18 protein-coding genes are annotated in these 24708 nt (G+C 53.2%); 5 read left to right on the top strand and 13 right to left on the bottom strand.

The window, feature by feature from the left end; translation table 11 throughout:
* Positions 1–3: 3 nt before the first annotated feature.
* Together CCY01nite_RS17825 and CCY01nite_RS17820 are read left to right on the top strand one after the other, a co-directional pair.
* The gene (locus CCY01nite_RS17825) at positions 4–1560 is read left to right on the top strand and encodes a flotillin family protein (RefSeq protein WP_146864656.1); all 1557 of its coding nucleotides are present in this window, start codon (positions 4–6) and stop codon (positions 1558–1560) included.
* 89 nt (positions 1561–1649) lie between these two features.
* Entirely contained in the window at positions 1650–2687 is a 1038-nt protein-coding gene (locus tag CCY01nite_RS17820) for a sialidase family protein (protein ID WP_146864654.1), read from the top strand.
* Here the strand turns inward: CCY01nite_RS17820 and CCY01nite_RS17815 are convergent.
* Positions 2677–3447, bottom strand: coding sequence for a DeoR/GlpR family DNA-binding transcription regulator (locus tag CCY01nite_RS17815; RefSeq protein WP_307726084.1), 771 nt, complete (start codon positions 3445–3447; stop codon positions 2677–2679). The two genes, CCY01nite_RS17820 and CCY01nite_RS17815, sit on opposite strands and share 11 nt — an antisense overlap.
* A 594-nt stretch (positions 3448–4041) precedes the next feature.
* Between CCY01nite_RS17815 and CCY01nite_RS17810 the strand changes: the two genes are divergently transcribed.
* On the top strand, positions 4042–7086 hold the full coding sequence (locus CCY01nite_RS17810) for a SusC/RagA family TonB-linked outer membrane protein (protein ID WP_146864652.1): 3045 nt from the start codon (positions 4042–4044) through the stop codon (positions 7084–7086).
* Between the two features lie 17 nt (positions 7087–7103).
* Positions 7104–8687 (top strand): RagB/SusD family nutrient uptake outer membrane protein, encoded by a 1584-nt coding sequence (locus CCY01nite_RS17805; RefSeq protein WP_186831126.1) that lies wholly within the window; start codon positions 7104–7106, stop codon positions 8685–8687.
* A gap of 85 nt (positions 8688–8772) precedes the next feature.
* On the opposite strand, the gene CCY01nite_RS17800 is transcribed toward CCY01nite_RS17805, so the two are convergent.
* The 6 genes from CCY01nite_RS17800 to CCY01nite_RS17775 all read right to left on the bottom strand — a co-directional run bounded on the left by CCY01nite_RS17800 (position 8773) and on the right by CCY01nite_RS17775 (position 17607).
* Positions 8773–9783, bottom strand: a complete 1011-nt coding sequence (locus CCY01nite_RS17800; protein ID WP_146864648.1) for a DUF6528 family protein — start codon at positions 9781–9783, stop codon at positions 8773–8775.
* 9 nt (positions 9784–9792) lie between these two features.
* A complete protein-coding gene (locus CCY01nite_RS17795) occupies positions 9793–11379 on the bottom strand; it encodes a RagB/SusD family nutrient uptake outer membrane protein (RefSeq protein WP_146864646.1) in 1587 nt (528 codons plus the stop codon).
* Positions 11380–11403: 24 nt separating this feature from the next.
* Positions 11404–14742 (bottom strand): TonB-dependent receptor, encoded by a 3339-nt coding sequence (locus tag CCY01nite_RS17790; RefSeq protein WP_146864644.1) that lies wholly within the window; start codon positions 14740–14742, stop codon positions 11404–11406.
* Positions 14743–14924: 182 nt separating this feature from the next.
* Positions 14925–16079: a FecR family protein gene (locus CCY01nite_RS17785; protein WP_146864642.1), complete on the bottom strand. Its 1155-nt coding sequence runs from the start codon at positions 16077–16079 to the stop codon at positions 14925–14927.
* A gap of 15 nt (positions 16080–16094) precedes the next feature.
* Positions 16095–16691 carry an RNA polymerase sigma factor gene (locus tag CCY01nite_RS17780; protein WP_186831125.1) on the bottom strand — a complete coding sequence of 199 codons (597 nt, stop codon included), beginning with the start codon at positions 16689–16691 and terminating at the stop codon, positions 16095–16097.
* A gap of 94 nt (positions 16692–16785) precedes the next feature.
* On the bottom strand, positions 16786–17607 hold the full coding sequence (locus CCY01nite_RS17775; protein WP_146864638.1) for an N-acetylmuramoyl-L-alanine amidase: 822 nt from the start codon (positions 17605–17607) through the stop codon (positions 16786–16788).
* A 111-nt stretch (positions 17608–17718) separates the two neighbouring features.
* Here CCY01nite_RS17775 and CCY01nite_RS17770 point away from each other — a divergent pair, with 111 nt between their 5' ends.
* Positions 17719–18807, top strand: a complete 1089-nt coding sequence (locus tag CCY01nite_RS17770) for a metallophosphoesterase (RefSeq protein ID WP_146864636.1) — start codon at positions 17719–17721, stop codon at positions 18805–18807.
* A gap of 99 nt (positions 18808–18906) precedes the next feature.
* Here the strand turns inward: CCY01nite_RS17770 and CCY01nite_RS17765 are convergent, their stop codons facing one another.
* From CCY01nite_RS17765 to CCY01nite_RS17740, 6 genes are all read right to left on the bottom strand, one after another.
* Positions 18907–20004 (bottom strand): Gfo/Idh/MocA family protein, encoded by a 1098-nt coding sequence (locus CCY01nite_RS17765; RefSeq protein WP_146864634.1) that lies wholly within the window; start codon positions 20002–20004, stop codon positions 18907–18909.
* A 54-nt stretch (positions 20005–20058) separates the two neighbouring features.
* The gene (locus CCY01nite_RS17760) at positions 20059–20493 is read right to left on the bottom strand and encodes an SRPBCC family protein (RefSeq protein ID WP_146864632.1); all 435 of its coding nucleotides are present in this window, start codon (positions 20491–20493) and stop codon (positions 20059–20061) included.
* 54 nt (positions 20494–20547) lie between these two features.
* Positions 20548–20973 carry a DUF983 domain-containing protein gene (locus CCY01nite_RS17755; RefSeq protein WP_146864630.1) on the bottom strand — a complete coding sequence of 142 codons (426 nt, stop codon included), beginning with the start codon at positions 20971–20973 and terminating at the stop codon, positions 20548–20550.
* Positions 20974–20980: 7 nt separating this feature from the next.
* The gene (locus CCY01nite_RS17750; protein WP_146864628.1) at positions 20981–21841 is read right to left on the bottom strand and encodes an AraC family transcriptional regulator; all 861 of its coding nucleotides are present in this window, start codon (positions 21839–21841) and stop codon (positions 20981–20983) included.
* Between the two features lie 134 nt (positions 21842–21975).
* Positions 21976–22365, bottom strand: a complete 390-nt coding sequence (gene rnk, locus CCY01nite_RS17745) for a nucleoside diphosphate kinase regulator (RefSeq protein ID WP_146864626.1) — start codon at positions 22363–22365, stop codon at positions 21976–21978.
* 327 nt (positions 22366–22692) lie between these two features.
* Positions 22693–24678 carry an FAD-dependent oxidoreductase gene (locus CCY01nite_RS17740; protein WP_146864624.1) on the bottom strand — a complete coding sequence of 662 codons (1986 nt, stop codon included), beginning with the start codon at positions 24676–24678 and terminating at the stop codon, positions 22693–22695.
* Positions 24679–24708: the final 30 nt, after the last annotated feature.

Here is a 24708-nt window from a genome sequence, read left to right as displayed (position 1 = left end):
CCTATGGATTATGTATTGATCGCCATTGTGGTCGCAGTCGTCTTTGTGTTCACCATACTGTATTCCCTGTTCAAGCGGTACAAACGTTGCCCCTCCGACCAGATACTCGTCGTGTACGGCAAAGTAGGCAAAGGGCCGGACGGCTCTCACAGCGCAAAGTGTATCCACGGCGGCGCCGCCTTCATCTGGCCCGTTATCCAGGATTATTCCTTTATGGACCTCACCCCGATCTCCATTGAAGTGAACCTCACCAACGCACTCAGCCGCCAGAACATCCGCGTGGACGTACCTTCCCGCTTCACCGTCGCCATCTCCACCGAGCCCGGTGTGATGACCAACGCCGCGGAAAGATTGCTCGGCCTGCAGCGCCCCGCCATCCACGACCTGGCGAAAGACATCATCTTCGGCCAGCTCCGCCTCGTGGTAGCCACGATGGACATCGAGGAGATCAACAACAACCGCGACAAGTTCCTCGCCAACGTGGCCTCCAACGTGGAAGCGGAGATCAAGAAGATCGGCATGAAGCTGATCAACGTGAACGTAACAGACATCAAGGATGAATCCGGTTACATCGAGGCGCTCGGTAAGGAAGCCGCCGCCAAAGCCATCAACGACGCGAAGAAGAGCGTAGCTGAACAGGAAAAGGTCGGTGAGATCGGTAAAGCCGAAGCGGACCGGGAAAAAGATATCACCATTCAGACCACCCTCAAGAACAGGGACGTAAGCATCGCGGAAACACAGCGCGACCGCGACACGCTGATCGCGGAAGCGAACAAGGACAAAGCCATCCTCATCGCCGCCGCCAACAGGGACGAAGCCATTGGTAAGGCCGAAGCGGAAAGAGATACCCGTATCAAGGAATCCGAAGCCAACGCCATCGCCGTGGAAGGGGAAAACCTCGCCCGCATCAAGATCGCGCAGTCCGAATCAGAAAGAAGGGAAAGAGAGGCCGAAGCCGGCAAACGCGCCATCGCCGCGGAAAAAATACAGTCCGCCAAAGCGCTGGAAGAAGCCTACCTCGCCGAAAAGAAAGCGGAAGATGCGCGCGCGGACAGGGAAAGGGCTTCCCAGAACGCGAACATCGTGGTAAGCGCCGAAATACAGAAACAACGCGCCATTATTGAAGCGCAGGCCGAAGCGGAAAAGATCCGCGAGAAAGCGAAAGGTGAAGCAGACGCGATCTATGCCCGTATGGAAGCGGAAGCGAAAGGTATGTTCGAAATATTGACGAAACAGGCAGAAGGGCTGGACCGCATCGTGCAGGCTGCCGGCAACAACTCCAAAGATGCCGTGCTGCTGCTCATCGCGGACAAGCTGCCGGAGCTGGTGAAAATGCAGACCGAAGCGATCAAGAATATCAAGATCGACAAGGTAACGGTATGGGAAGGCAATAACGGTAAGAACGGCCAGTCATCCACCGCCAACTTCATTTCCGGCCTGTACAAATCCGTGCCGCCGCTGCAGGACATGTTCAACATGGCCGGCATGGACCTGCCGGATTTCCTCGGCAAACAACAAAACGGCGACACCGTGCTTCCCGCGGAAACTACGGAAGGATAAAAATGTTGAGCCATACAAATTAAAACGGGGTGTATCTGACTTTGATACACCCCGTTTTTTACCTTAGCATACAAATAAACCGATACGTGATGATCCGCATCCTGCTTTCCATCTTCCTGTTCTGCGCACTGTCAAACGTTCACGCACAAACGATCACCGCACAGCTCGGCAGGCGGATATTTATCCTGGACAATCCGCCCTTCGAAAGCTGCCATGCCTCCACGATCGTTTCGCTGAAAGGCAACCGCCTCTTGGCCGCCTGGTTTGCGGGCAAACATGAAGGCAGCAGTGATGTGGGTATATGGACCGCCGTATATGAAAAAGGAAAATGGGGCGCGCCGAAAGAAGTAGCCAACGGCATCATCAACGATACGCTTCGCTATCCCTGCTGGAACCCCGTGCTGTTCCGCACCAGCGCCGGCAAGCTTTTTCTCTTTTACAAAGTAGGCAAATCGCCGCGGGAATGGTGGGGCATGATGATGACCTCTGCGGACAACGGCAGGCGCTGGAGCGCGCCGGAACGGCTGCCGGACGGCATGCTCGGGCCAATCAAGAACAAGCCCGTGCAGCTGAAGAACGGAGACATCCTCTACCCTTCCAGCACGGAAAGCGCCGATGAAAAAGAATGGCATATACACATCGAAAGATCCGACCGCAACGGGCGTAACTGGACGCGCATACCCATCAACAACGATACCTTCGGCGTAATACAACCCAGCATTCTCACATACCCGCATGATTCGCTGCAATTACTGTGCAGAAGCCGGCAGAATTACATCGTGCAATCCTGGTCGGCGGACAACGGCGCTACCTGGGGACCATTGAGCATTACGGAACTGCCCAATCCCAATTCGGGAACGGATGCCGTTACTCTGCAAAACGGCCTGCAGGTGATGGTGTACAATCCCCTGTTCCAGGGGCGCGAATGGTGGGAAGGCAGGAGCAGGCTGCATGTGGTGGCCTCGGAAGACGGCCGCAAGTGGCAATATGTTTTTTCACTGGAAAACCAGCCGAAGGGAGAATACAGCTATCCCGCAATCATACAGGCCGAAGATGGCATGGTGCATATAACGTATACGGCAGAACGAAAGAATATCCGGCATGTGGTGCTGCACATTAAACGATAACCACCTCAATCCCCATATCTTCCAGCAGCTTCACCATATGCTCGGAAATCCCTTTATCGGTAATGATCTGGTCTACTTCTTCCAGGCGGCAGATCTTTCCGAAACCCCGCTTGCCGAATTTGGAAGAATCCGCCAGCACAATGGTTTTCTGCGCCGCCGCGATCATTTGCTGGTTCAGGTGCGCTTCCATGATATTGGTAGTGGTCAATCCAAACTCCACATCAATGCCATCCACGCCGAGGAACAATTTGCTGCAGGAAAAATCGCCCAGCACCTTTTCAGCATATGGGCCGGCCACGGATGATGAATTATTGCGGATCAGTCCCCCCAGCTGCATGACCTCGATTTCATGATAACGGTTCAGTTCCAGCGCCACATTCAACGCTGAAGTAATGATCATCAGCGGGCCACGTGGCTGTATATGCTTCGCCAGGGCCAGCACCGTAGTGCCGGAAGCAATGATGATCGCATCGCCGGGAACGATCAGCGAAGCGGCCATCTTGCCGATATTATTCTTCTCCTCACGGCGTATCTTCTCCTTTTCGTTGACAGGCTTGTCATTCGTATAAGGGTTCTGCACCGTGGCGCCGCCATGTGAGCGGTAAAGCAATGATTTATCCTCGAGCAGCTTCAGATCCTTTCGGATTGTTACACCTGAAACATCCAGCTCCTTACACAATTCTACCACATTCACATACCCTTTTTCATACAACCGGCTTAGAATAAACTTGTGCCGCTCGGCGATATTGATCATTGACATAGAGAATAATATTTATGCTGATGAACGATGGAATCTTTTTATGCATATTGAAAACCATCACATTACAAAATACTGTGATTTCTTCCGGTCTTTAAATTACGGAGGTTTTTATAAAAAACAGGTAATAAAGATCGGGCAAAAATAGAATTATTAATTAGTTAACATGGATAAAGATGTCAGATTCAAAACTGAGCATTCTTTTTCAGCCGTTTAATGAAATGCCGGTTACCTTGGCAAGATTACGGATTATTAAATAAATTAGTTACGATTTATTTGTTTTTGTTTTATTTTTTATAGATTTGTCGCGAAATGAAATAATCCAAAAGCCAAAATCAGTTATCACGTTGAAAAACACTTAGCCGGGTAACGCTGGCGGATATGAGGGCAAACAGAAGAAAAAAACGCTTATGAAGAACATGGTAACGGTGACCGTTACCGGCTTTTAAACACTTTTAAATTATCCATTTACAAATTGAATGATTGTGCTTATGAATGTACAGCGCCCGGCTGTTCCATGCCGGCATTACGCACTTTTCGAAAAACGGGCAGACATCTCTGCAAAACTTACCACTTACACTGCTAAATCCAACATTTATGAAGCTATTTAAACGATTCCAACTCTTTCGATGCCTATCGGTTTGCTTCGGGATCATTTGCCTGACTACGTTATCGCTGCGGGCGCAGGACCTGGCCGTTACCGGCAAGGTGATCTCCGCGGCTGACGGCACGCCGCTGATGGGTGTAAGCATCCAGGTAGAAGGCACTTCAAAGGGCGTGGCCACCGACCTGAACGGCGCCTTCAGTATCAGCGCGCCTGCGGGCTCCGTGCTCAAATTCACTTTTATCGGCTACATCGCCCAGGAGGTGAAAGTCGCCAAAGCCGGCATGATACAGGTGAAGATGCAGGAAGATGTGCAGAAGCTGAACGAAACGGTGGTGGTAGGCTATGGCACACAGAAGAAAGCCACCCTTACCGGAGCCATCGCTACAGTAGACATGTCCGAGAAAGAAGGGCAACCGATCGCCAACGTATCCAACGCCCTGCATGGCACTCCCGGCCTTTTCGTGAACCTCAGCAACAGCCAGCCCGGCGTTGACCGTTCCACGATCCGCATCCGCGGCGTGGGCACGCTCAATAACAACAACCCGTTGGTGCTGGTGGACGGTATTGAATATTCCATGGACGAGCTGAACCCGAACGATATCGAATCCATTTCCGTACTGAAAGACGCCGCTGCCGCCATCTACGGTTCCCGCGGCGCCAACGGCGTTATTCTCGTGACGACCAAAAAGGGCCGCGGCACACCCCGCGTGAACTACGGTTTTTACCGCGGGCTGCAGAAAGCCACTTACCTGCCGGACGTGATCGAAGATCCGATCCAGTACATGCGGCTGAAAAACCAGGCCCTGATCAACGAGAACAAAGCAGTAGACTATTCCGATGCGGAGATCGCGGAATACCAGGAGGGCATGAAAACAGACCCGATCACCTACCCTTCCAATAACTGGTACAAGATCGCGCTGAAGAACGGTATGATCCAGAAACATGACCTGAGCGTTTCCGGCAGCACGGAAGACTATCAATACCGGCTGTCTCTCGGCTTCCTGAACAGGGACGGCATCATGTTCGGCCCCGGCAACCATGCCAAGAACTATTCCCTCGGCCTGAACGCTTCCATGAACGTTACCAAAAAGCTGAAAGTGGGCGTTACGCTGGACGGCTACTACCGCAACTACACCATTCCTTCTTACAACAGCTTCTGGCAATACCTTTCCCGTACCCTGCCCATCCTGACGGATACACTGGCGGACGGCCGCTATGGCAATTCCTGGCTGCGCACCCCCGGACGTAATAACTGGGAAAACCCGCGCATGCTGGCGTACGGCGCTATCAGCACCAAGCTGGTGCAACGGTTCCTGGCAACGGTTTTCGCGGAATACAAGCTGCCGTTCGACATCACCTACAATATCAAATTCGGTGTGGACAAGTACGACGGCCTGCTGAGCGAGAACTTCCCCCGGCTGCAAACCTTCAACCCGAAAACCGGCGCCGCCATCAACTGGAACAGTCCCGCTACCGCGCCAAGGTTCGGCAAAACGGACGAGAACGATCTCAACATACACTTCTACAATACGCTGAACTGGGCGAAGTCATTCAACAAGCACAACGTTTCCGCCATGATCGGCGCGAGCTACGACAACTTTGAAACGGACCAGTTCAATGCGAGCATGACGGGCTATAAGGACGATCTGCTGCCGGTGCTGGATGCGGGCACGATCTGGAATGCCACCAGCGGTAACATCACCCGCGACGTGATCATGTCCTACTTCAGCCGTGTGAACTACGATTTCGACAACAAATACCTGTTTGAATTTACTTTCCGTGCGGACGGTTCCGCCCGCTTCGCCAAAGGCAACCGCTGGGGTTACTTCCCCGCTATGTCCGCCGGCTGGCGCATCGACCGGGAAGATTTTTTCCAGTCCAACTTCATCGATCAACTGAAGCTGCGCGCGTCCTGGGGCCAGCTGGGCAACCAGGCGGTGGACCTCTACAGGTATTTTTCTACCGTAAGCCTGGGGCAGGACTATAGCTTCGGGGGAACACTTTCTTCCGGCGGCGCGGTAACCGCTTATTCAGACCCTACTATTCACTGGGAAACCACTACTACCTATAATGGCGGTATCGACCTGACCATGTGGAAAAATCGCATCGGCGTTACCATCGATGTGTATAAGAAACGGACGAGCGACATCCTCCGTCCTGTAGAACTGCCTTCACAAGTAGGTAATCTCGCCGGCGCCCAACGGAACGTGGGTACGGTTGACAACACCGGGGTAGAATTTACACTGCAATACAAGAATAATTTCAATGAACTGAATTATTCCTTCTTTGGCAATGTCGCCTACAACAAAAATGAAGTGATTGACCTGAAAGGCGAGATCCTCTACGGCTCCGGCACGATCACCCAGGCCGGCTACCCGCTCGAATCTTACTTCATCTACGAGGCAGACGGCTATTTCCAGAATGATGCGGAAGTTGCCAAAGGCCCCACCCAAAGCAACGACGTAAGGCCGGGCTACATCCGCTATAAAGATGTAACGGGAGACGGCGCCATCACCGGTGACGACCGTGTTGTGATCAACACATCGTCCATCCTGCCGAAATATACTTTCGGGTTCGGCCTGAACCTGGACTACAAGGGCGTTACACTAAGCAGCGCCTTCCAGGGCATAGCCGGCGTGAAAGTATATCCTACGGCTAACCTCGCTTATCCGTTCAATAACGGTGCGAACGCCACAAAGGAATGGGCGACCGATACCTGGACGCCCGAGAACCCGAATGCGCGTTTCCCGATACTCACCACCGCTTCCACCTGGAACTTCTCACAACGCTCCACCTTCTGGCTGCGCGACGGTTCCTACCTCCGCCTGAAAAACATCCAGCTGGGCTACAACCTGCCCCAGTCATGGCTGAGCAAAGTGAAGATCAACCGGGTGAACGTATATGTGAATGCGGAAAACCTGGTGACCTTTTCAAAGTATGACGACTTTGATCCGGAATCCCTGCTGGACAGGACCAACGTGTACACCTACCCGATGCTGAAAACCTTCAGCGCCGGCCTGAACGTTACTTTATAATGCTACAAATCATGCATATGCAAAAGATATTTTTACTGGCCGGATGTTCCGGCCTGATAATGGCCACAGGTTGTAATACCGACCTGCTGAACCAGCTCCCGAAAGACCGGTATGTGGAAGAAACTTTCTGGAGCTCGCCCGAAAAAGCCGACGCAGGTTTGTCGGCATGCTACTCTATATTGAGAAACGACGGGATCTACGGCGGTAAAGGCAGCAACAACGCCACCGCCCTATGGGAAGAAACGGCTTCACCCAATGCCTACAATTACAGCAACAGCATGAGCTACAATGCCATTGCCAGCGGCCTGCAGGAATCCAATTCCGGCGGCGTGATCTCCTCCCGCTGGGCGGACGCTTACGGCGGGATCGGGCGCTGCAACACCTTTCTTGTAAAGGTGGATGACGTACCGGAGATGAATGATGCTGTAAAAGACAGGATGAAAGGTGAAGCGTTCTTCCTCCGTGCATTCTATTATTTCCTGCTGCAAAACTATTATGGAGATGTACCGCTGATCCTGGACCCTCCGGATGCGCTCACCCAGTCTGACCTCCCCCGCACCGAACGTGCACAGGTAGTAGCGCAGATACTGAAAGACCTGGACAGCGCGGAACTGAAGCTGCCTTACAAATACACGGCGGCGACGGATAAAGGCCGCGCTACAAAAGGAGCAGCCATGGCGTTGAGAGCAAAGCTGCTGCTGTATGAAGCCAGCCCGCTTTTTGCCGGCACGAATGATGCACAGAAGTGGAAAGCCGCGGCAGATGCGGCAAAGGAGCTGATGAACGCATCCGGACAAACCGGTTACGGCCTGTTCCCGGACTACCGCCAGCTTTTTATGATCGCCAATGAAAATAACAAGGAAGTGATCTTTGACGTGCAGTACATGTTCCCGAACCAGGGCAGCTCGTTTGACCTGATCTGCCGCCAGTACGGCACCAACCAGCCGCTGCTGGGCCTCGCACAGGCTTACCTGATGGACGATGGCCTGCCCGCTGACGAATCGCCGCGCTACGACCCGGATCATCCGTACCTGAACCGCGATCCGCGCCTCTATGGTACCATGACCTTCCCTGGTGACATGTACATGGGCGAAGTAGTGACCAACACCCGCTTTGCGATCACCGGCTTCGGCATGAAGAAATTCAGCATCTACGACCGTGAAAAGCCCCCGTCAGACAAAGCCTCGCTCGTGAACGGCCAGTCCGAAACCAACTTCATCGTGCTGCGCTACGGAGATATATTGCTGATGTACGCCGAAGCACAAAACGAATTCGGCGGCCCGACCAGCGATGTCTACGATGCGCTCGATACCCTGCGCGGCCGCGTAGGCATGCCCAAAATTACGCGCGACAAAACACAGGCGGAACTGCGTACCATCATCCGTCATGAAAGACGCATAGAGCTGGCAGGTGAAGGCCAGTATTACAACGACATCCGCCGCTGGAAAACCGCGGAAGTAGAACTCAACGGAGATGTATACAAATACAGCGGCGACCGCCTCGAAACAAGAAAATTCAATCCTGCCAGGGACTACTGGTGGCCAATACCGTTAGCAGAAAGAGATTTGAACCCTGCGCTTGAGCAGAACGATTTTTACTGATTACATTCATAAGTGGAATTAAAGACAAAGGCGGGAAGTTCTCTTCCCGCCTTTTTTGTTTGGTATCAAGTATAAAGAGTAGCGCCTATTGGCATTGTTTCATATCATGCACGGCCGGGTAGCTGAATGTGTTCTTCAGGTACCAGCGGGCTTTATAGATCTTCAATCCGCTTTGGTAAAACACCGTGTTCCCTTTTGCATCCATCACCTCGTCCGTCCACCAGCTTGTTTTGGGGCGGATGATGATGGTGGGGAAAGCAGCATCGCCGGAAGACACGCTCTTGATGTTCGCCTGGAGCACGTTGGCCTCTTCCAGCTTCTTCGTATCAAGATTGTAGGTGTACACATTGGTGGTGTTCGTCAGCCACAGCGCGTTTTGTCCATATACCGGGAACAGGTCATGCGCATCTTTCCCCGGCAGGCTGACCGCATCCTTCTGCGTCAGCGCGGGTTCCCCGCAATTGAAATTGTAGGTGAAAGACAGCAGCTGATGGTCCGCGGCGGACCACAGCACCTGGTTCTTCTCGTCCCACACCACGTTATGCCCGAAAGCCAGCGGGAAATTTTTGCTGTAGACCTCCGTGGCCGCCTTGGTGGTATCCACCCTGAAAACGGTCATGAAGTTGCCCGTGCTGGAAGCGCTCACGATATTGCCGTCCGGCAGCAGCTCGGCGGAATGCGTGTTGCCGCCTGCGTAGGCGTAGAACACTGTTTTTTTGTCCGCGATCCTCACCAGCGCCACACCGCCGCCCGAGGCCGTTACCAGGATGTACTTTCCATTGTAAACCGGCTTGGCGTCGCTGGTATTGGTGAACCAGGCCAGGTGTTCGGGTTTTACGTTGGACTCCTCTGGCTTCCATTCCCAGAATATCTGTTTGGATGCAACATCGGCAATGGCTACACGATTATGAAGCTGCTCCGCCAGCACAATGCATTTTTTGCAATCTGCCACCGTAGCGGGCGGCTTCGGTTCTTCCGTGCCCGGACCGGGCCCGGGGTTTCCGTCCCCCGGGCCTTCCGGCGTAGCGCTTCCTTTTCCGCAGGCGATGATGCTGCACATCATGCTGCCAAACATCCAGATCGAAATTCGTTTCATATCGTTTCGTTAGTATTTGTCATTCTGCTCCAGGTTGGGATTCAGCTCCCGTTGTGTATGCGGGATCGGCCACCAGTAGTCGCGCGTTTTGTCGAACGAGCGCACTTCTATCTGCTCGTCCTCCGAATTACGGATGGCAGCGTTCATCACTACTTCAGCCGTTTTCCAGCGGCGGATGTCGTTGTAATAGAATCCCTCAAACGCCAGCTCCGTTCTGCGTTCCTGGCGGATGGCAGCGCGCATTTCCTCCTGTGTGAGGTCTGCCGCCAGCTTCGGCATACCCGCGCGGCCGCGGATGGTATCTATCGCCTTGTAAACGTTTTCATCCGGACCAACCGCTTCATTCTGCGCTTCGGCGTACATCAGCAGCACGTCCGCGTAGCGGATCACCATATAGTTGATCTCGGAACGGCCGGCCTGGTTGATGAGGTTACTGCTGGGCTCGCTGTCGTAGATGCTGTATTTCTTCACGCCATAGCCCGTGAGCTTGAAAGGCGCGGAAGGCGTGGTTACTTCGCCCAGGTAGGTATCGCCCGGATATACGATCGTCTGGTACATGCGCGGATCGCGGTTTTCGTAGATGTTCGCCGGGTTGAACTCCGGTGACTCCGCCGCGGGCAGGCCGTCTTTCATCAGGTAGCTTTCGATCATGTCACGCAGGGGCGCATTGGTGCCGTACTGGCGGCAGATCAGGTCAAAAGCGCTGCCATAACCCGGTTGGGAAACGGTAAACTGCACATCGAACACTGTTTCCTGCTTGTTCTCGTTGGCCGGCATGAACAGCTGGCGGTAGTTCGGGAACAGGCCATACCCTGCTGTGGAAGCCATGTCCATCACCGCTTTGGCGGCGGCGGCGGCATCGCTCCATTTGGTCAGGTCGTTGGAAGGATTGTTGAGCGGGCTGGCCTCAAAGAGCAGCACTCTTGCCTTCAGCGCCAGGGCGGCGCCTTTGGTGGCACGGCCGATGTCGTTGCCCGTATATTTCGGCGGCAGCACGGCGGCGGCGGCATCCAGGTCTTTCAGCACCTGCGTTACCACTTCTTCCCGGGTGTTGCGCGGCAGCTTGCCCTGCGTTGCCAGATCAGGCTCGTCGAGTATCAGGGGAACGCCACCGTAGTAAGTAGCGAGCATGGAATAATACAGGGCGCGCAGGAAGGTGGCTTCCGCCTTCGCCCGGTTTTTCAGCGCGTCCGCCATAACCGGCACCTTGTCGATATTCGCCAGCAGCGTATTACAACGCCCGATGCCCACATAGCAATGCAGCCAGCGTTCGGCAATGATGCCGCCTGTTATATTGCCGGTGGTGGCGTTGGTAGCGGTATGCGTGCCCAGCGCTATCACCCCGAAGCCGCCGGAGTTATCGTAGTTATACGCATTGGGCGTAGCCGTTTCTTCCCATAACGGGGTCGCATATCCGAAAAGGCCGTCTTCATGCAGCACTGCATAACAGCCTGCAAGACCCGCCATGGCTTTTTTCTCTGAATCCCAGAATGTTTCCGTCGTATAGCGGTCATTAGGCTTTACGTCCAGCAGCTTGCCGCAGCCGGAGGCTATGAGCAGGCTGAATAATATATAGCTGATGTGTAATTTTTTCATGGTCTCGAATTGTAAAATAACAGGTTAAAAAGTAACATTCAGGCCAAAGCTCACGGTCTTCAGTGAAGGATATTCATAAATATCGTCTCCCGCCGCGTTGGACGCAACGTCTTTCTCAGGATCAAAGCCGTTGAACTTCGTGAAGGTCAGCAGGTTTTCGGCGTTGGCGAATACGGCCAGCCGCTGTATCCTGATCCTGCTCAGGATCGCTTTTGAAAACTCGTACTTCAGCTGAATGTTCTTCAACCGCAGGTAAGAGCCGTTTTGCAGGAAGAAAGAAGAAGCGTTGCCGGTGGCGTACATTTCCGGTGCGCCCGTGGCGGTAGTCAGAATGGGCAGACGGGCGTTCCTGCGCTCAGGGGTCCAGGAATCGGTGATCCACTCTTTGGTAACGCCCGCACCATTGTTGAACGGCGCCACCAGGTTCAGTGAAGTATAGTGATTGATGCCCTGTACGCCCTGCCAGAAGGTTTCCAGCCGCAGGTTCTTATACCCGAAGTTAGCATTGAAGCTGTAGTTCCATTTCGGAATAGAGCTGCCAACGATCACGCGGTCATCCCCATCTATCTTGCCGTCTTTCACCACATCACGGTATTGCAGGTAACCGGGCTTTACACCGCCGCCTACGGTAGCGCTGTTGGCTATCTCTTCCGGCGTCTGGTAAATGCCGATGGCATCATAGAGGTACCAGGAATCCAGCGCATACCCTTCTTTCACGATCTTCCTGCCGGAGATCATCACTTCCCCGTTCAGGTCTACCACTTTGTTCTTTACATAGCTAACGGCGCCGGCTACTTCATAGCTGAAATCACCCAGGCGGTTGCGGTGTGTGAGCATAAGGTCAATCCCATCGTTATCCACTACGCCTACGTTCTGCTGCGGACCGGCAAGGCCGCCCACCTGCTGCGGAATGTTCACCCGGCGCAGGATGCCCTCTGTTCTTCTTTTGAACACGTCCACGCTACCACCCAGCAATCCGTTCCAGAGGCTTACGTCCACACCGGCATTGTAGGAGGTAGTGGTTTCCCAGGAAATGGTGGGATCGTTGTAGCTCGTTACGGCTCCGCCGGGGCTGACAACGTTATTGAAAGGATAATCATAAGGCTCGCCCAGCACTACATTAGGTTCGTAGCTGTACAGCGGCACCGCCTGGTTACCCAGCTTGCCCCATGAAGCGCGCAGCTTCAGCAGGTCTATTTTCCGGGCATTCTCCATGAAAGGCTCCTGATCTATCCGCCAGCCGGCAGATACGGAGGGGAAAGCACCCCAGCGGTTATCAGACGCAAAACGCGAAGAGCCATCGTAGCGAAGCACTGCTTCCAGGAGGTATTTATCGCGGTAAGCATAGTTCACACGGCCGAAATAAGACAGCAGCCGGTCATCCGTAACGCTGCCCGCGTTGCGCATGTTCAGGGAACCCACGTCCAGGTCGGTCAGCGTATTATCAAAATACCCTTCAGAGGTAGCGCTGAAATCGCCATAATGGAAGCTGTTATAGCTGCTGCCCAGCATCACCTGCACATCATGGTCTTTGGCAAACTGGCGCTGCCAGTTCAAGGTATGATACAGGGAAAGGCCGGTGCGGTTCTCGTTATAATTGGTAGAATAAGGATTGACGTTATAGTTGTTGGGCACGCCGGTGATCGGGTGGAAGGACTGGATGTAAGGCACGAAGGTCTCGGCCTTCCCGTCCAGCTTGTCAAGCCCCAAAGTAGCGCTGTAGGTAATATCGAAAGGCAGCTTGTAGTCGGCGTTCACCTTTACAAGATTACGTTGTACGTAGTGATCGTTCCGGCCTTCCTTCAGCAGCATGATGGGGTTCTCGATGGTATTGCGGCCCGGTGTGGTGAACACGGTGGAACCATACTTCCCGTCTTCCGTATAAGGCGTAAAGATGGGCAGCACGCGCATCAGGCGGTTGAAGTAGTAGCCGGTGGCGTCGGAGCCGCCGAAAGCGGGCTCGGAATACACGCGGTAGTTTCCAACGAGGCTCGCCCCGATCTTCAGGCGTTTTGATACATCGGCGTTCACGCTGATGTTGAGAGAATAGCGGTTGGCATGGTTGGCGTCGATGAGGATACCGTCCTGGTCCATATACCCGAGGCCGATATTATAAGTCACTTTTTCCGTACCGCCGGAAACGCGGAGGTTATGCTGCTGGATGTACCCGTTCTTCATCACCTGGTCGAACCAGTTGATATTCGGATAGGCATAAGGGTTAGTAGCCATGCCGTTCCGGTATTCCTCTATCTGTGCGGCGGAGTAGTTCACGGAAGCCGGCGATTTGCCTTCGTTGATGAGCGCCTGGTTCTTCATTTCCATGTACTGGATCGGGTCCCACACTACGTCGGGCAGGAAGGTCGGTTGCTGATTGCCATAGGAGAAGCTGTAATTCACTTCCGCCTTTTCTCCTTTTCTGCCTTTCTTGGTAGTGACAAGAATAACGCCATTGGCGGCGCGGGAACCGTAGATCGCCGCGGAAGCGTCTTTCAGTACGGTGATGCTTTCAATGAAATCCGGGTTGATCTCGTTCAGGTTATATTCCACACCATCCACCAGCACCAGCGGGCTGCTGTTGTTCATGGTGCCTACGCCCCTGACGCGGATATCTCCCACATCCTGCCCCGGTTTGCCGCCCGCCTGGTTCACCCAGAGGCCGGACACGCCATGCAAAGCCTGGCTGGCGTTGGTGATCGGCCTGTCTTCCATGGTTTTCATTTCCAGTACGGACAAAGAGCCGGTGAGGTTTACTTTCTTGCGGGTGCCGTATCCTACCACTACTACGTCCGTCAGCTCGTTATTGGCGGTCTGTAAGCGGATATTGAAGCTGGTTTGCGTGCCGATGACGATCTCCTGCGTTTTATAACCGATGAAAGACACCACCAGCGTAATACCGGGACCGGAAACGTTCAGCGAAAAGCTGCCGTCTTCCCGGCTGATGGTATTGGTCTGCGTACCTTTTTCATGGATGGAAGCACCGATCAGCGGCTCTCCTTTTTCATCCGTTACCTTGCCCGTAATGGTAACATCGCGGGGTTGTTCGGCAACGGGATAAAAAGTAACCGGTTCGGGCTTTTGCTTGATGACGATCATGTTGTTGAAGAGCGTCCAGGTCAGCGGCTGACCGCTGAGCACGCTGTCCATCACCGCTATGAACGGCGCATCTTTAACAGAAAGGCTTACGTTGTGCGCTTTCTGCAAATCGGTCCAGGTATAGATGAAGGTATAGCCGGTCTGTTTTTTGATCCTGGAAAAGATCTTTTCCAGTGAAACGTTTTGCTCTGAAAGAGAGATCTTCTGCGCATAACTTTTTGCCGAAGCTGTCATGCAGACCACCAGAGAGAAAAAAGCGATAAACTTCATAATAAGCAACGTTTCACGAATACTCCGGCGCCTCCGCCAGGAAGACGGCCGGAAAGAAAATAATTCCATAACTTAGATCAGTTTTTTGGTTAAGTATTAAACAGTCGAGTTTATAACAAGCTGACCAGAATTCGCCGCCAGGAGTGTCACTACCACTTCTGGCTTTTTTCTGTCAGGCTGTATTAAAGATATTGAACGGTCAGCACCGCTCCCTGCAGCCGGAAACGCACTTTCCCCGTCAGTTCCAGCGCTTTCAGCACGTCAGACATCCGGCTGTTGCGGGGGATCTCCGCAAAGAACATTTCCTTGTGGTCTTTTCCTTCATAGACCACTTCCACATCGTACCAGCGGGCTACCTGCCGCATGATCACTTCCAGCGAAGCGCTCCTGAAATCGAAATACCCGTTCTTCCAAGCCACTACTTCATCCGTTTCCACGTTCTCCGGCCGCCCGGGGCCATTGCTGCCGGCGGCGGACTGCTGGCCGGGCTTCAGCAGCACGCTCTTTGAAGAACGCGAGAACCGCACGGCGCCTTCCAGCAGTGTGGTTTTGATCTCCTTTTCATCCCGGTAAGCCATGATATTGAAATGCGTACCCAGCACGCGCACATCGGCATCATCCGCCTTCACAATAAAAGGCCGCGAAGCGTCGTGGGCCACTTCAAAATATGCTTCCCCTGTCACCTCCACCTTTCTTTCCTTACCGGTAAATGCGACGGGGAAGCGGAGCGTTGACGCCGCGTTCAGCCAGACTTTCGTTCCGTCCGGCAATGCCAGCTGAAAGGTCCGTGCCGTGGGCGTTGTAATCGTATTATAAGCGGTCATGGAGGTAGCGGCGGCCGCGGCGGTATAGGCAAGGTTTCCTCCCTGCATCAATACCCGGGTGCCGCCCTGTGTGGCCACCTGCCCGTCTCCCAGGCTGTCCAGCACCACTTCGCGGCCATCAGACAGCGTAAGCACAGCGCCCTGGCGGCCGGGTTCCTTATCATTCAGCAGCGGCTGCTTTTCCACAATAACGGGAGGAGAAGGTACAGGACGCAGCAGGTAGGCGCCGGCAGCAATAAGCGCGAGCACAGCGGCCGCAGCCGTCCACCGTACCACGCGGCGGCGGATGTTGATAACGGCAGGCTCCAGCCCCACGCGGCGGCGGACCTGTTGCAGCATGCGCTGCTCATGCTCCGCTTCGTTCTTTGCCAGCGAGGAAGGAACGTACACCGGATCATCCTGGTGCCGGTTATACCATTCCGCATACTCCCGGGCTTCTTCGGGCGTGATGGTATTGTTCAGCCATTTTTCTTCAAGTTCCTGTAAGCGTTTGTCGAGATGTTGGTCAGGCATAAGGTGCACCCTTTCCTAATAAGTCGATGCAAAAAGGAAAAGTCCTAGTACCAGCATAAAAAAAATTTGTCCGAGACGGATACGAAGGGATTTAATAGCGCGGTAGAGATGATATTCAACATTTTTTTCGGAGATCTGTAAATGCCGGGCGATCTCGCGGTGGGCAAAGCCTTCTTCCCTGCTCAGCTGGTAAACCAGCCGGGCCTTTTCCGGAAGATCGGCCACCAGGCGGGCTAACTTGTTCCGCAACTCATCGAAATGCACTTTCTGTTCCAGGGAATGATCGGCTGCTTCCGGCATTTCCGCCGCACGGGATTCATGCGCGGTGATCCTGCTGCGGCGAAGGCGGGCGTCGATCACTTTATATTTCATGGCTACCGCCAGGTAAGCGCGGAGCGGGCCGTCCACAGCGATCGTGTGGCGGCGGTTCCATATATCGGCGAACACGTCCTGCACGAGGTCTTCCGCAACGGCCAGGTCGTTGAGCTTGTTGGCCGCAACAGCGAACATCAGCTTCCAGTAACGGTGGTAAATTTCCGTGAAAGCAGCTTCATCACTGTTCTTCAGCGATTGTATCAGTTCTCCGTCTGTATAGGTATCATACAATGACATCGTAGCATTGAACATTTATCTCCGGATAAAGATAAGGAACGGATAAATTCTGGTTGACGTGGAACTTAAAGTTAATAAAAATATAAGATTGCCGTCAGGGATTATTTTCCAGCACGCTGATCAGTATTTTTTTACCTCTTTCGTCCAGCTCACCGGGTATGCCGGTGGAATCGGACGGGATAAAATGTCTTTTGAACGCTTGTATAGCGGCAGTGGTATCTTTCAGATCGTATCCCACGGTGCGCAACGCCTGCAGGGTGGAAAACTGTTCCGGCACCTGTACCAGCGAAGTATCGCCGTACCAGAGGCCGAAGCCCTTCTGCGCCAGCTGGTCCCACGGAAACAACGCACTGGGATCGTTCTTGCGGCGCGGCGCGATATCCCCGTGGCCGATGAAGTTGGATGCGGGAATATTATAGCGATGCTTTAGCGTATCCAGCAGAATGACCAGGCTGCGTATCTGCGCCGGTTCAAAAGGTTCGAAGCCGTTATTGTCCAGCTCAATGCCGATGGAAGATGAATTGATGTCCGTCATGGTCCCCCACCGGGCCACGCCGCCGTGCCATGCCCGCAGGTAATCGTTGAGCATGTGATGGATGGTGCCGTTGCGGCAGATCACGTAGTGCGCGCTCACCTGCGTACGTTCGAGGGTAAAGGTGCGCAGCGTTTGTTCGCAGGAGTTTTGCGCGGTATGATGAATGATCACGAAGTTGGGCTTGCGCAGGTTGAAGTTGGTGGTGCCCGCCCACCAGGGCACAACCGGCACCGAATCTACCGCTACGCCCGCGGGCTGTTGCCTTAAAACGGCCGCCCACTGTTTGGCCTGCTGGCGGTACACTTTATTGGTAGCCTTGTAAGGCTGCGGTGAGCATGCGCAGCACATGGCTACCAGGGTGAGTATGATGAACTGCTTCATATTTAAAGCTACGATTTAATCATGAAACCCGTTTCGGGGCTACACAGGATGATACACAAACCTTGCCGTTTTTATAGTCTGTAAATCCGGATATATATTATCTTTATCTCATTGAAAAAACTCCTCCAGAAAATATTCCGCAAACCCGTGATCTGGCTGGCAGACAGGATTTCCTCCCGGCCGGACAGCGCCGCTGTGTTCAGCTCGCTCTCCCAGTTGCAGCAGGACATCCTCAACGGTAAACAGGACAAAGGCCCGCTCCTCTCCTGCCTTCCCGAAAAAGCCCGCTACATCATCTTCTCCGATCAGCACAAAGGCGCCCGCGATGCGGCAGACGACTTCATGAACGCGGCGGACAACTACATGGCCGCATTAAGCTGGTATTACGGGGAAGGCTACACTTTTATCAACCTTGGCGACTGTGAGGAACTCTGGGAAAATACGCCCGGCGCCGTTATTGAAAAAAACAGGCTGTCATTATTGGAAGAAGCTAAATTCCTGCAGCAGGAACGCTATTACCGCATCTTCGGGAATCACGACCTGGAATGGAATTACGTGGTGCCGCGCATGCAGTTCCTCAAGCCGCTCTTCGGCGCGAAGCTGAAAGTATATGAAGGGCTGATCCTGCAAATACCTTACAACCAGCAAACCTTTTCCATCCTGCTCACACACGGGCACCAGGGCGATCAGCGCAGCGATGGCAACGCTTTCTCCAAATGGTTCGTCGCGGCCATCTGGACGCCCATACAGCGTTTCCTGGACATCCGCATGAACACCGTTTCCGATTCGTTCGACCTGGTGGATACGCACAACATCGTGATGTATGAATGGACGCTGCAGTACAAAAATACCTTCCTCATTTCCGGGCATACACACAAGCCAGTATTCGCTTCCCTCGATCATATCGACCGGCTGACGAGACAGCTGGAACGCGCGGAACAGGCCGGTGATCCAGATCTTGCAGCCAAACTGAAAAACGACCTGGCCAAACGGCAGGCGGAATATGCGGGGAAAAAGTTTGTGAAAACGATGGCGCAGCCGACCTACTTCAACACCGGCTGCTGTTGTTTTGATGACGGGGATATTACCGGGATAGAGATATCCGAAGGATTCATCCGGCTGATAAAATGGGAAGAGGGCGAACGCAAGGTGCTGGAAGAATCGCCGCTTTACTACCTGTTTGAGCAATTGCCATCATAGCGGACATCCTGTGTAGATGCCGTTAAAGCAATGCTCCAAGGAAGTTGCCATACGGACTCATTCTGCCAATACCTCTGCCCCTCCGGATTCATTTCTTCGTTAAATCTTGAGATCAACTTTCTTCCCGCTGGCGATCGCTTCGTAAATGCCCTCGATCACTTTCATGTCCCGCAACCCTTCTTCGCCGGAAACATTGTTTGCGGGCTTGTTTTGCAGGATGGACAAAGCTACGCCGTCCATATGCGCGGCCTGCTGGTTAATGGGCGTGATCTGCAGGGGGCCTTTATTGGTGCGCATCTGCTGGCCGCTATAGCCAAAAGCGTTATTGATCTCGAACCAGCCTTTTTCCGCACCGGCAAACAAGCGGTTCACGTTCGTTGTGTAAGTAGAGAAGGAATTGGAAACGGCGCCGCCGGGAAAATACAGTTGCCATGCCAGCGATTCTTCCACGTCTTTAAACTTCTCCGGCATTGTTTTGGGGAACTCCTGCGCGGTAACGGCGATGGGCTCCTCGCCGATAGTATACCTAGTTCCCTGGATCGCATAAATCCCCACGTCCATCAGCGGCCCGCCGCCGGACAGCGCCTTTTTCAAACGCCACTGATTGGGATCGCCGGCCCGGAATCCATCACTGGCCTCCACCGCCAGCACCTTCCCGAAAACCTGCTCGCGGCTGTGGCGGATAAATTCGAGGTGAAAGGGATCATAATGCAAACGGTACCCGATCGCCAGTTGTTTGCCCGCTTTTTTGCAGGCGGCGATCATCTCCTCTCCTTCTTTAACGGAAACGGACATCGGTTTTTCACAGATCACATGCTTGCCCGCTTTGGCGCCGCGGATAGTGTATTCCGCGTGCATGGAGTTCGGCAGCACGATGTACACCACATCGATGTCCTTATTATCCGCGATCTCGTCGAAATTGCCGTAGTTGTAAATATTCTTCTCCGGTATCTTATACTTTTCCTGCCATTGCGGAATCTTGGACGGCGTACCGGTCACAATGCCCCGCAGTTCAATGTGCTGCGTTTGCATCAGCGCGGGCGCCAGCTGGTTGGTGGCATACCCGCCGAGGCCCACCAGGGCAATGCCAAGTTTCTTTTGTTGGGAAGGAAAGGCCATACCGGCCAGGGGCATCGCCAGCGCGCCGGCGCCCATATAAGCGGAATACTGCAGGAATTTTCTACGGGAGTGGAACATGGGAAAGGGTTTTAGGAAATGATAAGATACAGCGGAAAAAGCAATAATGCCTGCTTATTTTTCTGAAAGCGCTTTGATCTTCGGCAGCGACAGGTCCCAGCTCTCCACCGCGCCGGGGTAACACAGCTCATGTTCCGGCGTATCACCGTAATCGCCTACCGTTACCAGCAGGTAGGTATGATTGTCGCGTTCTTCCAGCTTGTAGGTGATGATCTCCTGTTTAGAGGTATTCGGTTCGTTGATACGGAAGCTGAAGCTCAGCATCGTATAGGGGTCCGCAATGGTCACTTTGCCGTCAGCGCCGGTCTGTCCGTCCTTCAATTTCCACACAACGTGGCCGCCTGGCCGCCAGTCGGCTTCCAGTGTTTCCAGCTCGGGCCACCATTCCTGTATCCATTGTTTATTCAGCTGAGGGTCTGTAAGCACTTTCCATACGTCGGAAATATGCGCGTCTATGATGATCGCCTTTTCGATGAACAGTTTTCGCATGGGCGGTGATTTTTTATCTCCTACCGCACTAATTATACCAAAATGTTGTTCTTTTTACTGCGAAATTCTGAAGCGCCGCCAGTTCTTGTCGTAATACACAAAAAACGCCAGCCAGATGCTTCGCGACACGCGCATCAGCAACGGCTGCATCAGCACCAGCAGGATGCCGTTCAGTCCGAGCCACCAGAATAAACGGCTATCATCCAGCGAAAAACCGATCAGCACCCACCAGGCCACGAAAGTGGCTACGCTCAGGGCGATGGACAGGGCATAGCTGACGTAACCGGTTCCGAAATAAAAGCCGGTTTCAGGCTCGGTAGGCTGGCCGCAGACGGGGCACTGCACATTCATTTTCATGAAGCTGCGGAGGCGGTAGGGATTGGATTCCTCGAACAGCCGGCCCCTTCTGCAACGGGGGCACCTGTTCTGCAATACGCTAAGGAGGAGGTTGGGTTTGTGGTCGTCTTGATGAGCACACATATATCTGTCAGTTTAAGCTTTTTCTGAATCCATCCGGGGTGACCCCTTCATACTTTGAAAAAAAGCGGGTAAAGTAGGAGTTATCCTGGAAGTTAAGGTCATAGGCGATCTGGGTGATGGTGAGGTCCGCATTGGTGAGCATCCGCTTTGCTTCCAGCAAAATGCGTTCCCGGATCAGCTCTCCCGCGGTCTTGCCCAGGAGGTCCTGGCAAAGCGCGTTGAGGTGGTTGGGCGTGATGTACAGCAATTCTGCATACTCTTTCGGGAGCTTGATGGTGCGGAAATGTTTGTTGATCAGCTGCCGGAAATTCCGCATCACAAGCTGCTTCTGCTGCGGTATGGTCCGCTGCGCCGTACGCGCGCTGATCTTTTCCACCCGCAGGAACAATTCCAGCAGCAGTACGCGGACCATATCATGCACGGCTGTTTCCGGCAGCATGTTCTCAAATACCGAGGTGATCTGTTTCCGCGCGTTTACGGGGATGTTGACCACCTGGTCCTTACTATTGCCGCTGAAGAACGGAAACCGCTCCAGGTAATCCTGATTCAACAGAAAAGAGTGGAAAAAAGCGGCGGAAAAATGAACGATATAACCATCCACGCCCGGCCTGAAGTACCAGCTATGTACCTGTCCGGGCACCATGAAATAGACCTGGAAAGGCTTTACGGTAAAGGTGGTGAAGTCGATCGTATGGGTGCCGCTGCCTTTGGTGAACATGGCCAGGTGATAGAAATCATGCCCATGCTGCGTATGCACTTTCTGATAGTTCTTTTGCAGGTAGTGGTCCAGCCGCTCCACCAGCAGGTCCTGCTGATGATGGCCTTTGCTGATGCTGCAAATATCGTATACCGGGATAGCTGTTTTCATGACAGCACAAAGGTACGCCGGAGTGGATCAGCCGCCAATGGCGATTTATGGATTTTATGGTACTTTTTACCGATTGGGGGTCGCCAGGCAAAAGAGGGTGTGCCAGTTTTTTGACACACCCTCTCTTCCATAGCTTAATCCTGGTTCACCACGTCTGTGATGGTAAAGGTTTTCATGCCGGCAGGCACCTGCCATCCTACTTTCTGTCCTTTGCGGAAGCCGATGAGGGCGATGCCTACAGGCGCTGTCACGGATATTTTACGTTGCTTGATGTCCGCATCGTCTGGCATTACTACCATCAATTCCATTTCTTTTCCGTTATTGGCATCTTTGACTTTAACTCTGGAATTGAGGCGGATAGCGTCTTCAGGAAATTCTTCCTTGCTGACCAGCTTTGCCTTTTTCAACTCGGCCTGCAACGCTTCAATGCTATGATTGCCGGACAGTTCCTGGCTGCTCAGGTAGGATGTCAGTATTTCATGATCATCATTTCTGAGTACGAGTGTTGGTGCTGCTTTCTTCATAGTTTATCGATTTAAGGGTGCTATATAAAATGAAAAGCTGCCATACGCCGGCGCCCTTTTCCTGGTCCGGGTAATAGCAGAATAATAAAATAACAAGAAGTAACCCTGTGCCGCGGGAGTTAACTAGCAGGCCAGGGTGAAAGTATTGAAGTCCTTAAAGTTTGAGAAATAGTACAGCTTGTTGCAAAAAACGCGGAAATGCTGTTTGATACAGGCATAAAAATGCAAACCATCCGGCAATGAGCGCCGGAAAGTAAAAAAGTTTGCAGTATGTACAATGCCTGACATACTGCAAACTTAACAAATTATCGGTAAAGAAGGAGTAATTTATCTCTTTTCGGGTACCCAAAGCACCGCATCGGCCACTACCACGCCTTCGCCGGCATCTCCCGCGGAGATCTCCACATAGGATGAACTGCCTTTTTTAAGCCGGAAAGTGCCGAGTTTTACCCATTCACCGGAGGTCTGGCCCACTACTTTCACATCTTTTGCGATCACCGGCACAGATTGCTCTTTTTTGCCATTCATTACTTTAATGTTGGTTACCTCCGCATTATTTTTCAAACGGGGATAATACATGTAAATGGCGTAATTGCCTGTTTTGCGGATCACGGGACGAAAAGTAGCTTTCGCATTTTTTTCCGCGGTGAGCATATTGGTCCCGTAGCTGCCTTTCCCTTTTACTGTTTTCCAGTCGCCTTCCAGCTGCAGATTGGCAGTTGCGTTGTCCATCAGCACATCCCCCTGCCGGCCATCGCCCAGGGGATTGTTTGCCAGTACTTCCGCTACTTTTTTGGCATCCACCTCCTGCACGGAAGTACCGCCTTCGATCGCGAGGTCGGCTGCAACAGCAGTAGCCTGGCCCAGCGCCATGAACACGGGTTCCATGCGGATGGAGCCGTAAGCGATGTGGCTGGCGGACAGGCAAACGGGCACCAGCAGGTTGCTGCAATCCTCTGCTTTGGGGATCAGCGCGCGGTAAGAAACGGGGTACGGCGGGAAACCGCCTACTTCCACATTTCCTTCGTTCTTCACCATTTTTTTGCCGTTCTTTTCTATCACAATACGCTGCGTGTTGTGGGAATCCATCGTATAAGCGGCCATGCCTACGCCATCCGGCACTACCTGTTCGCCCACGCAGTTCGCCTGCGTCATCACATAAGCGCCGATCATGCGGCGGGCTTCGCGCACGTATAATTGCGGCGACCAGTTGCCATTATCTGTATACTCATCCTTCGGATAACCCCATTTACGCATTTCTTCCTGCAGCGGCGCGGGTACGCGGGGATCGGTGGCGAAGAAATACAGCAGTCCTTTTGTATAATCTTCGTGCTCCCTGATGATCTTTTTGCGGGTTTCATAATCCGCTTCGGGATAATCATAGTTCGCGCCGATCATGTCAGTGGAAAAACCGTTCCGGTTGTTGATGTCGGTCTTGTTATTGGGCATCCTGCTGAGGATCACATAGTCGTTGAGCTTTGTTCTTTGCGGCTGGGCTACAAAAAGCCTTGCCAGCAGCTCGTAACGGGATATATCGTAATTGTCCGGCTGCGTGATCGGCACCATGTTGGCGGGATCGTTGGTAAGGCAGATGCGGTAGTTGTACGCCTGCACTTTTTTGTCGCCACTGCCTTTCGGTTGCAGCGTTTCGGGACTGATACCCCATAACAGGCCGCTGGACGGATCGCCGGGCACTTTGTAGGGATCTACGTTGTCGGGGATCTGGTGGCCGTCGAGCATTTGCACGCCGTTCCAGGTCTCGTTATACTGCGAATTGGGCTCGCGGCCAACGGTGTAGCTTACGCCCGCTTTGGCCATCAGGTCGCCTTCATAGGTACAGTCGATGAACATTTTTGCGGATACGGTAACGGTAGTGCCGTTTGCGTCGAGCGTAATTTCCTTGATGGCGCCGTTCTCTTTCCTCGCGGAGAGCAGGCGGTGCTGATAGAGCACTTCCAGTTTCGCGCGGTTTACATAATCGGTAAAAAGGCTTTCCGCTACGTGCGGCTCAAATATCCATTGTTCAAACTTCCCGTAGTGCCGCCCGATCTGCCTGTAAAATTCGAGGGACAGCCCGCGGATCGCGTATTTGTTACCAATGTCGGTATAACCCAGCCCCCCCGTGGTCAGGCCCCCCAGGTGCTTGCCCGGTTCTATCAGCAATACGGAACGTCCGGCCTTTTTCGCCGTGTAAGCGGCGATCACGCCGGCGGAGCTGCCGCCATAAATACATACGTCTACTTTGTAGTTAGCCCATGCCAGCTGCTGACATAAAAAAAACGCTACAGCGCAGATCAGGAATTTGCACTTCATGATTTGGATCTGTTATTTATAGGTGTAAAA

The sequence above is a fragment of the Chitinophaga cymbidii genome (assembly GCF_007992715.1).
GTDB classification, from domain to species: Bacteria; Bacteroidota; Bacteroidia; order Chitinophagales; family Chitinophagaceae; genus Chitinophaga; species Chitinophaga cymbidii.
This window is presented reverse-complemented; position numbering and strand designations above follow the sequence as displayed.

Coding starts and splice junctions, on each gene's coding strand:
- CCY01nite_RS17800 (WP_146864648.1), bottom strand. CDS start 9,783: ATGAAACGAATTTCGATCTGGATGTTTGGCAGCATGATGTGCAGCATC.
- CCY01nite_RS17765 (WP_146864634.1), bottom strand. CDS start 20,004: ATGTTCCACTCCCGTAGAAAATTCCTGCAGTATTCCGCTTATATGGGC.
- CCY01nite_RS17775 (WP_146864638.1), bottom strand. CDS start 17,607: ATGAAGCAGTTCATCATACTCACCCTGGTAGCCATGTGCTGCGCATGC.
- CCY01nite_RS17815 (WP_307726084.1), bottom strand. CDS start 3,447: ATGTCAATGATCAATATCGCCGAGCGGCACAAGTTTATTCTAAGCCGG.
- CCY01nite_RS17810 (WP_146864652.1), top strand. CDS start 4,042: ATGAAGCTATTTAAACGATTCCAACTCTTTCGATGCCTATCGGTTTGC.
- CCY01nite_RS17740 (WP_146864624.1), bottom strand. CDS start 24,678: ATGAAGTGCAAATTCCTGATCTGCGCTGTAGCGTTTTTTTTATGTCAG.
- CCY01nite_RS17790 (WP_146864644.1), bottom strand. CDS start 14,742: ATGAAGTTTATCGCTTTTTTCTCTCTGGTGGTCTGCATGACAGCTTCG.
- CCY01nite_RS17795 (WP_146864646.1), bottom strand. CDS start 11,379: ATGAAAAAATTACACATCAGCTATATATTATTCAGCCTGCTCATAGCC.
- CCY01nite_RS17760 (WP_146864632.1), bottom strand. CDS start 20,493: ATGCGAAAACTGTTCATCGAAAAGGCGATCATCATAGACGCGCATATT.
- CCY01nite_RS17820 (WP_146864654.1), top strand. CDS start 1,650: ATGATCCGCATCCTGCTTTCCATCTTCCTGTTCTGCGCACTGTCAAAC.
- CCY01nite_RS17785 (WP_146864642.1), bottom strand. CDS start 16,079: ATGCCTGACCAACATCTCGACAAACGCTTACAGGAACTTGAAGAAAAA.
- rnk (WP_146864626.1), bottom strand. CDS start 22,365: ATGAAGAAAGCAGCACCAACACTCGTACTCAGAAATGATGATCATGAA.
- CCY01nite_RS17805 (WP_186831126.1), top strand. CDS start 7,104: ATGCAAAAGATATTTTTACTGGCCGGATGTTCCGGCCTGATAATGGCC.
- CCY01nite_RS17755 (WP_146864630.1), bottom strand. CDS start 20,973: ATGTGTGCTCATCAAGACGACCACAAACCCAACCTCCTCCTTAGCGTA.
- CCY01nite_RS17825 (WP_146864656.1), top strand. CDS start 4: ATGGATTATGTATTGATCGCCATTGTGGTCGCAGTCGTCTTTGTGTTC.
- CCY01nite_RS17780 (WP_186831125.1), bottom strand. CDS start 16,691: ATGTCATTGTATGATACCTATACAGACGGAGAACTGATACAATCGCTG.
- CCY01nite_RS17750 (WP_146864628.1), bottom strand. CDS start 21,841: ATGAAAACAGCTATCCCGGTATACGATATTTGCAGCATCAGCAAAGGC.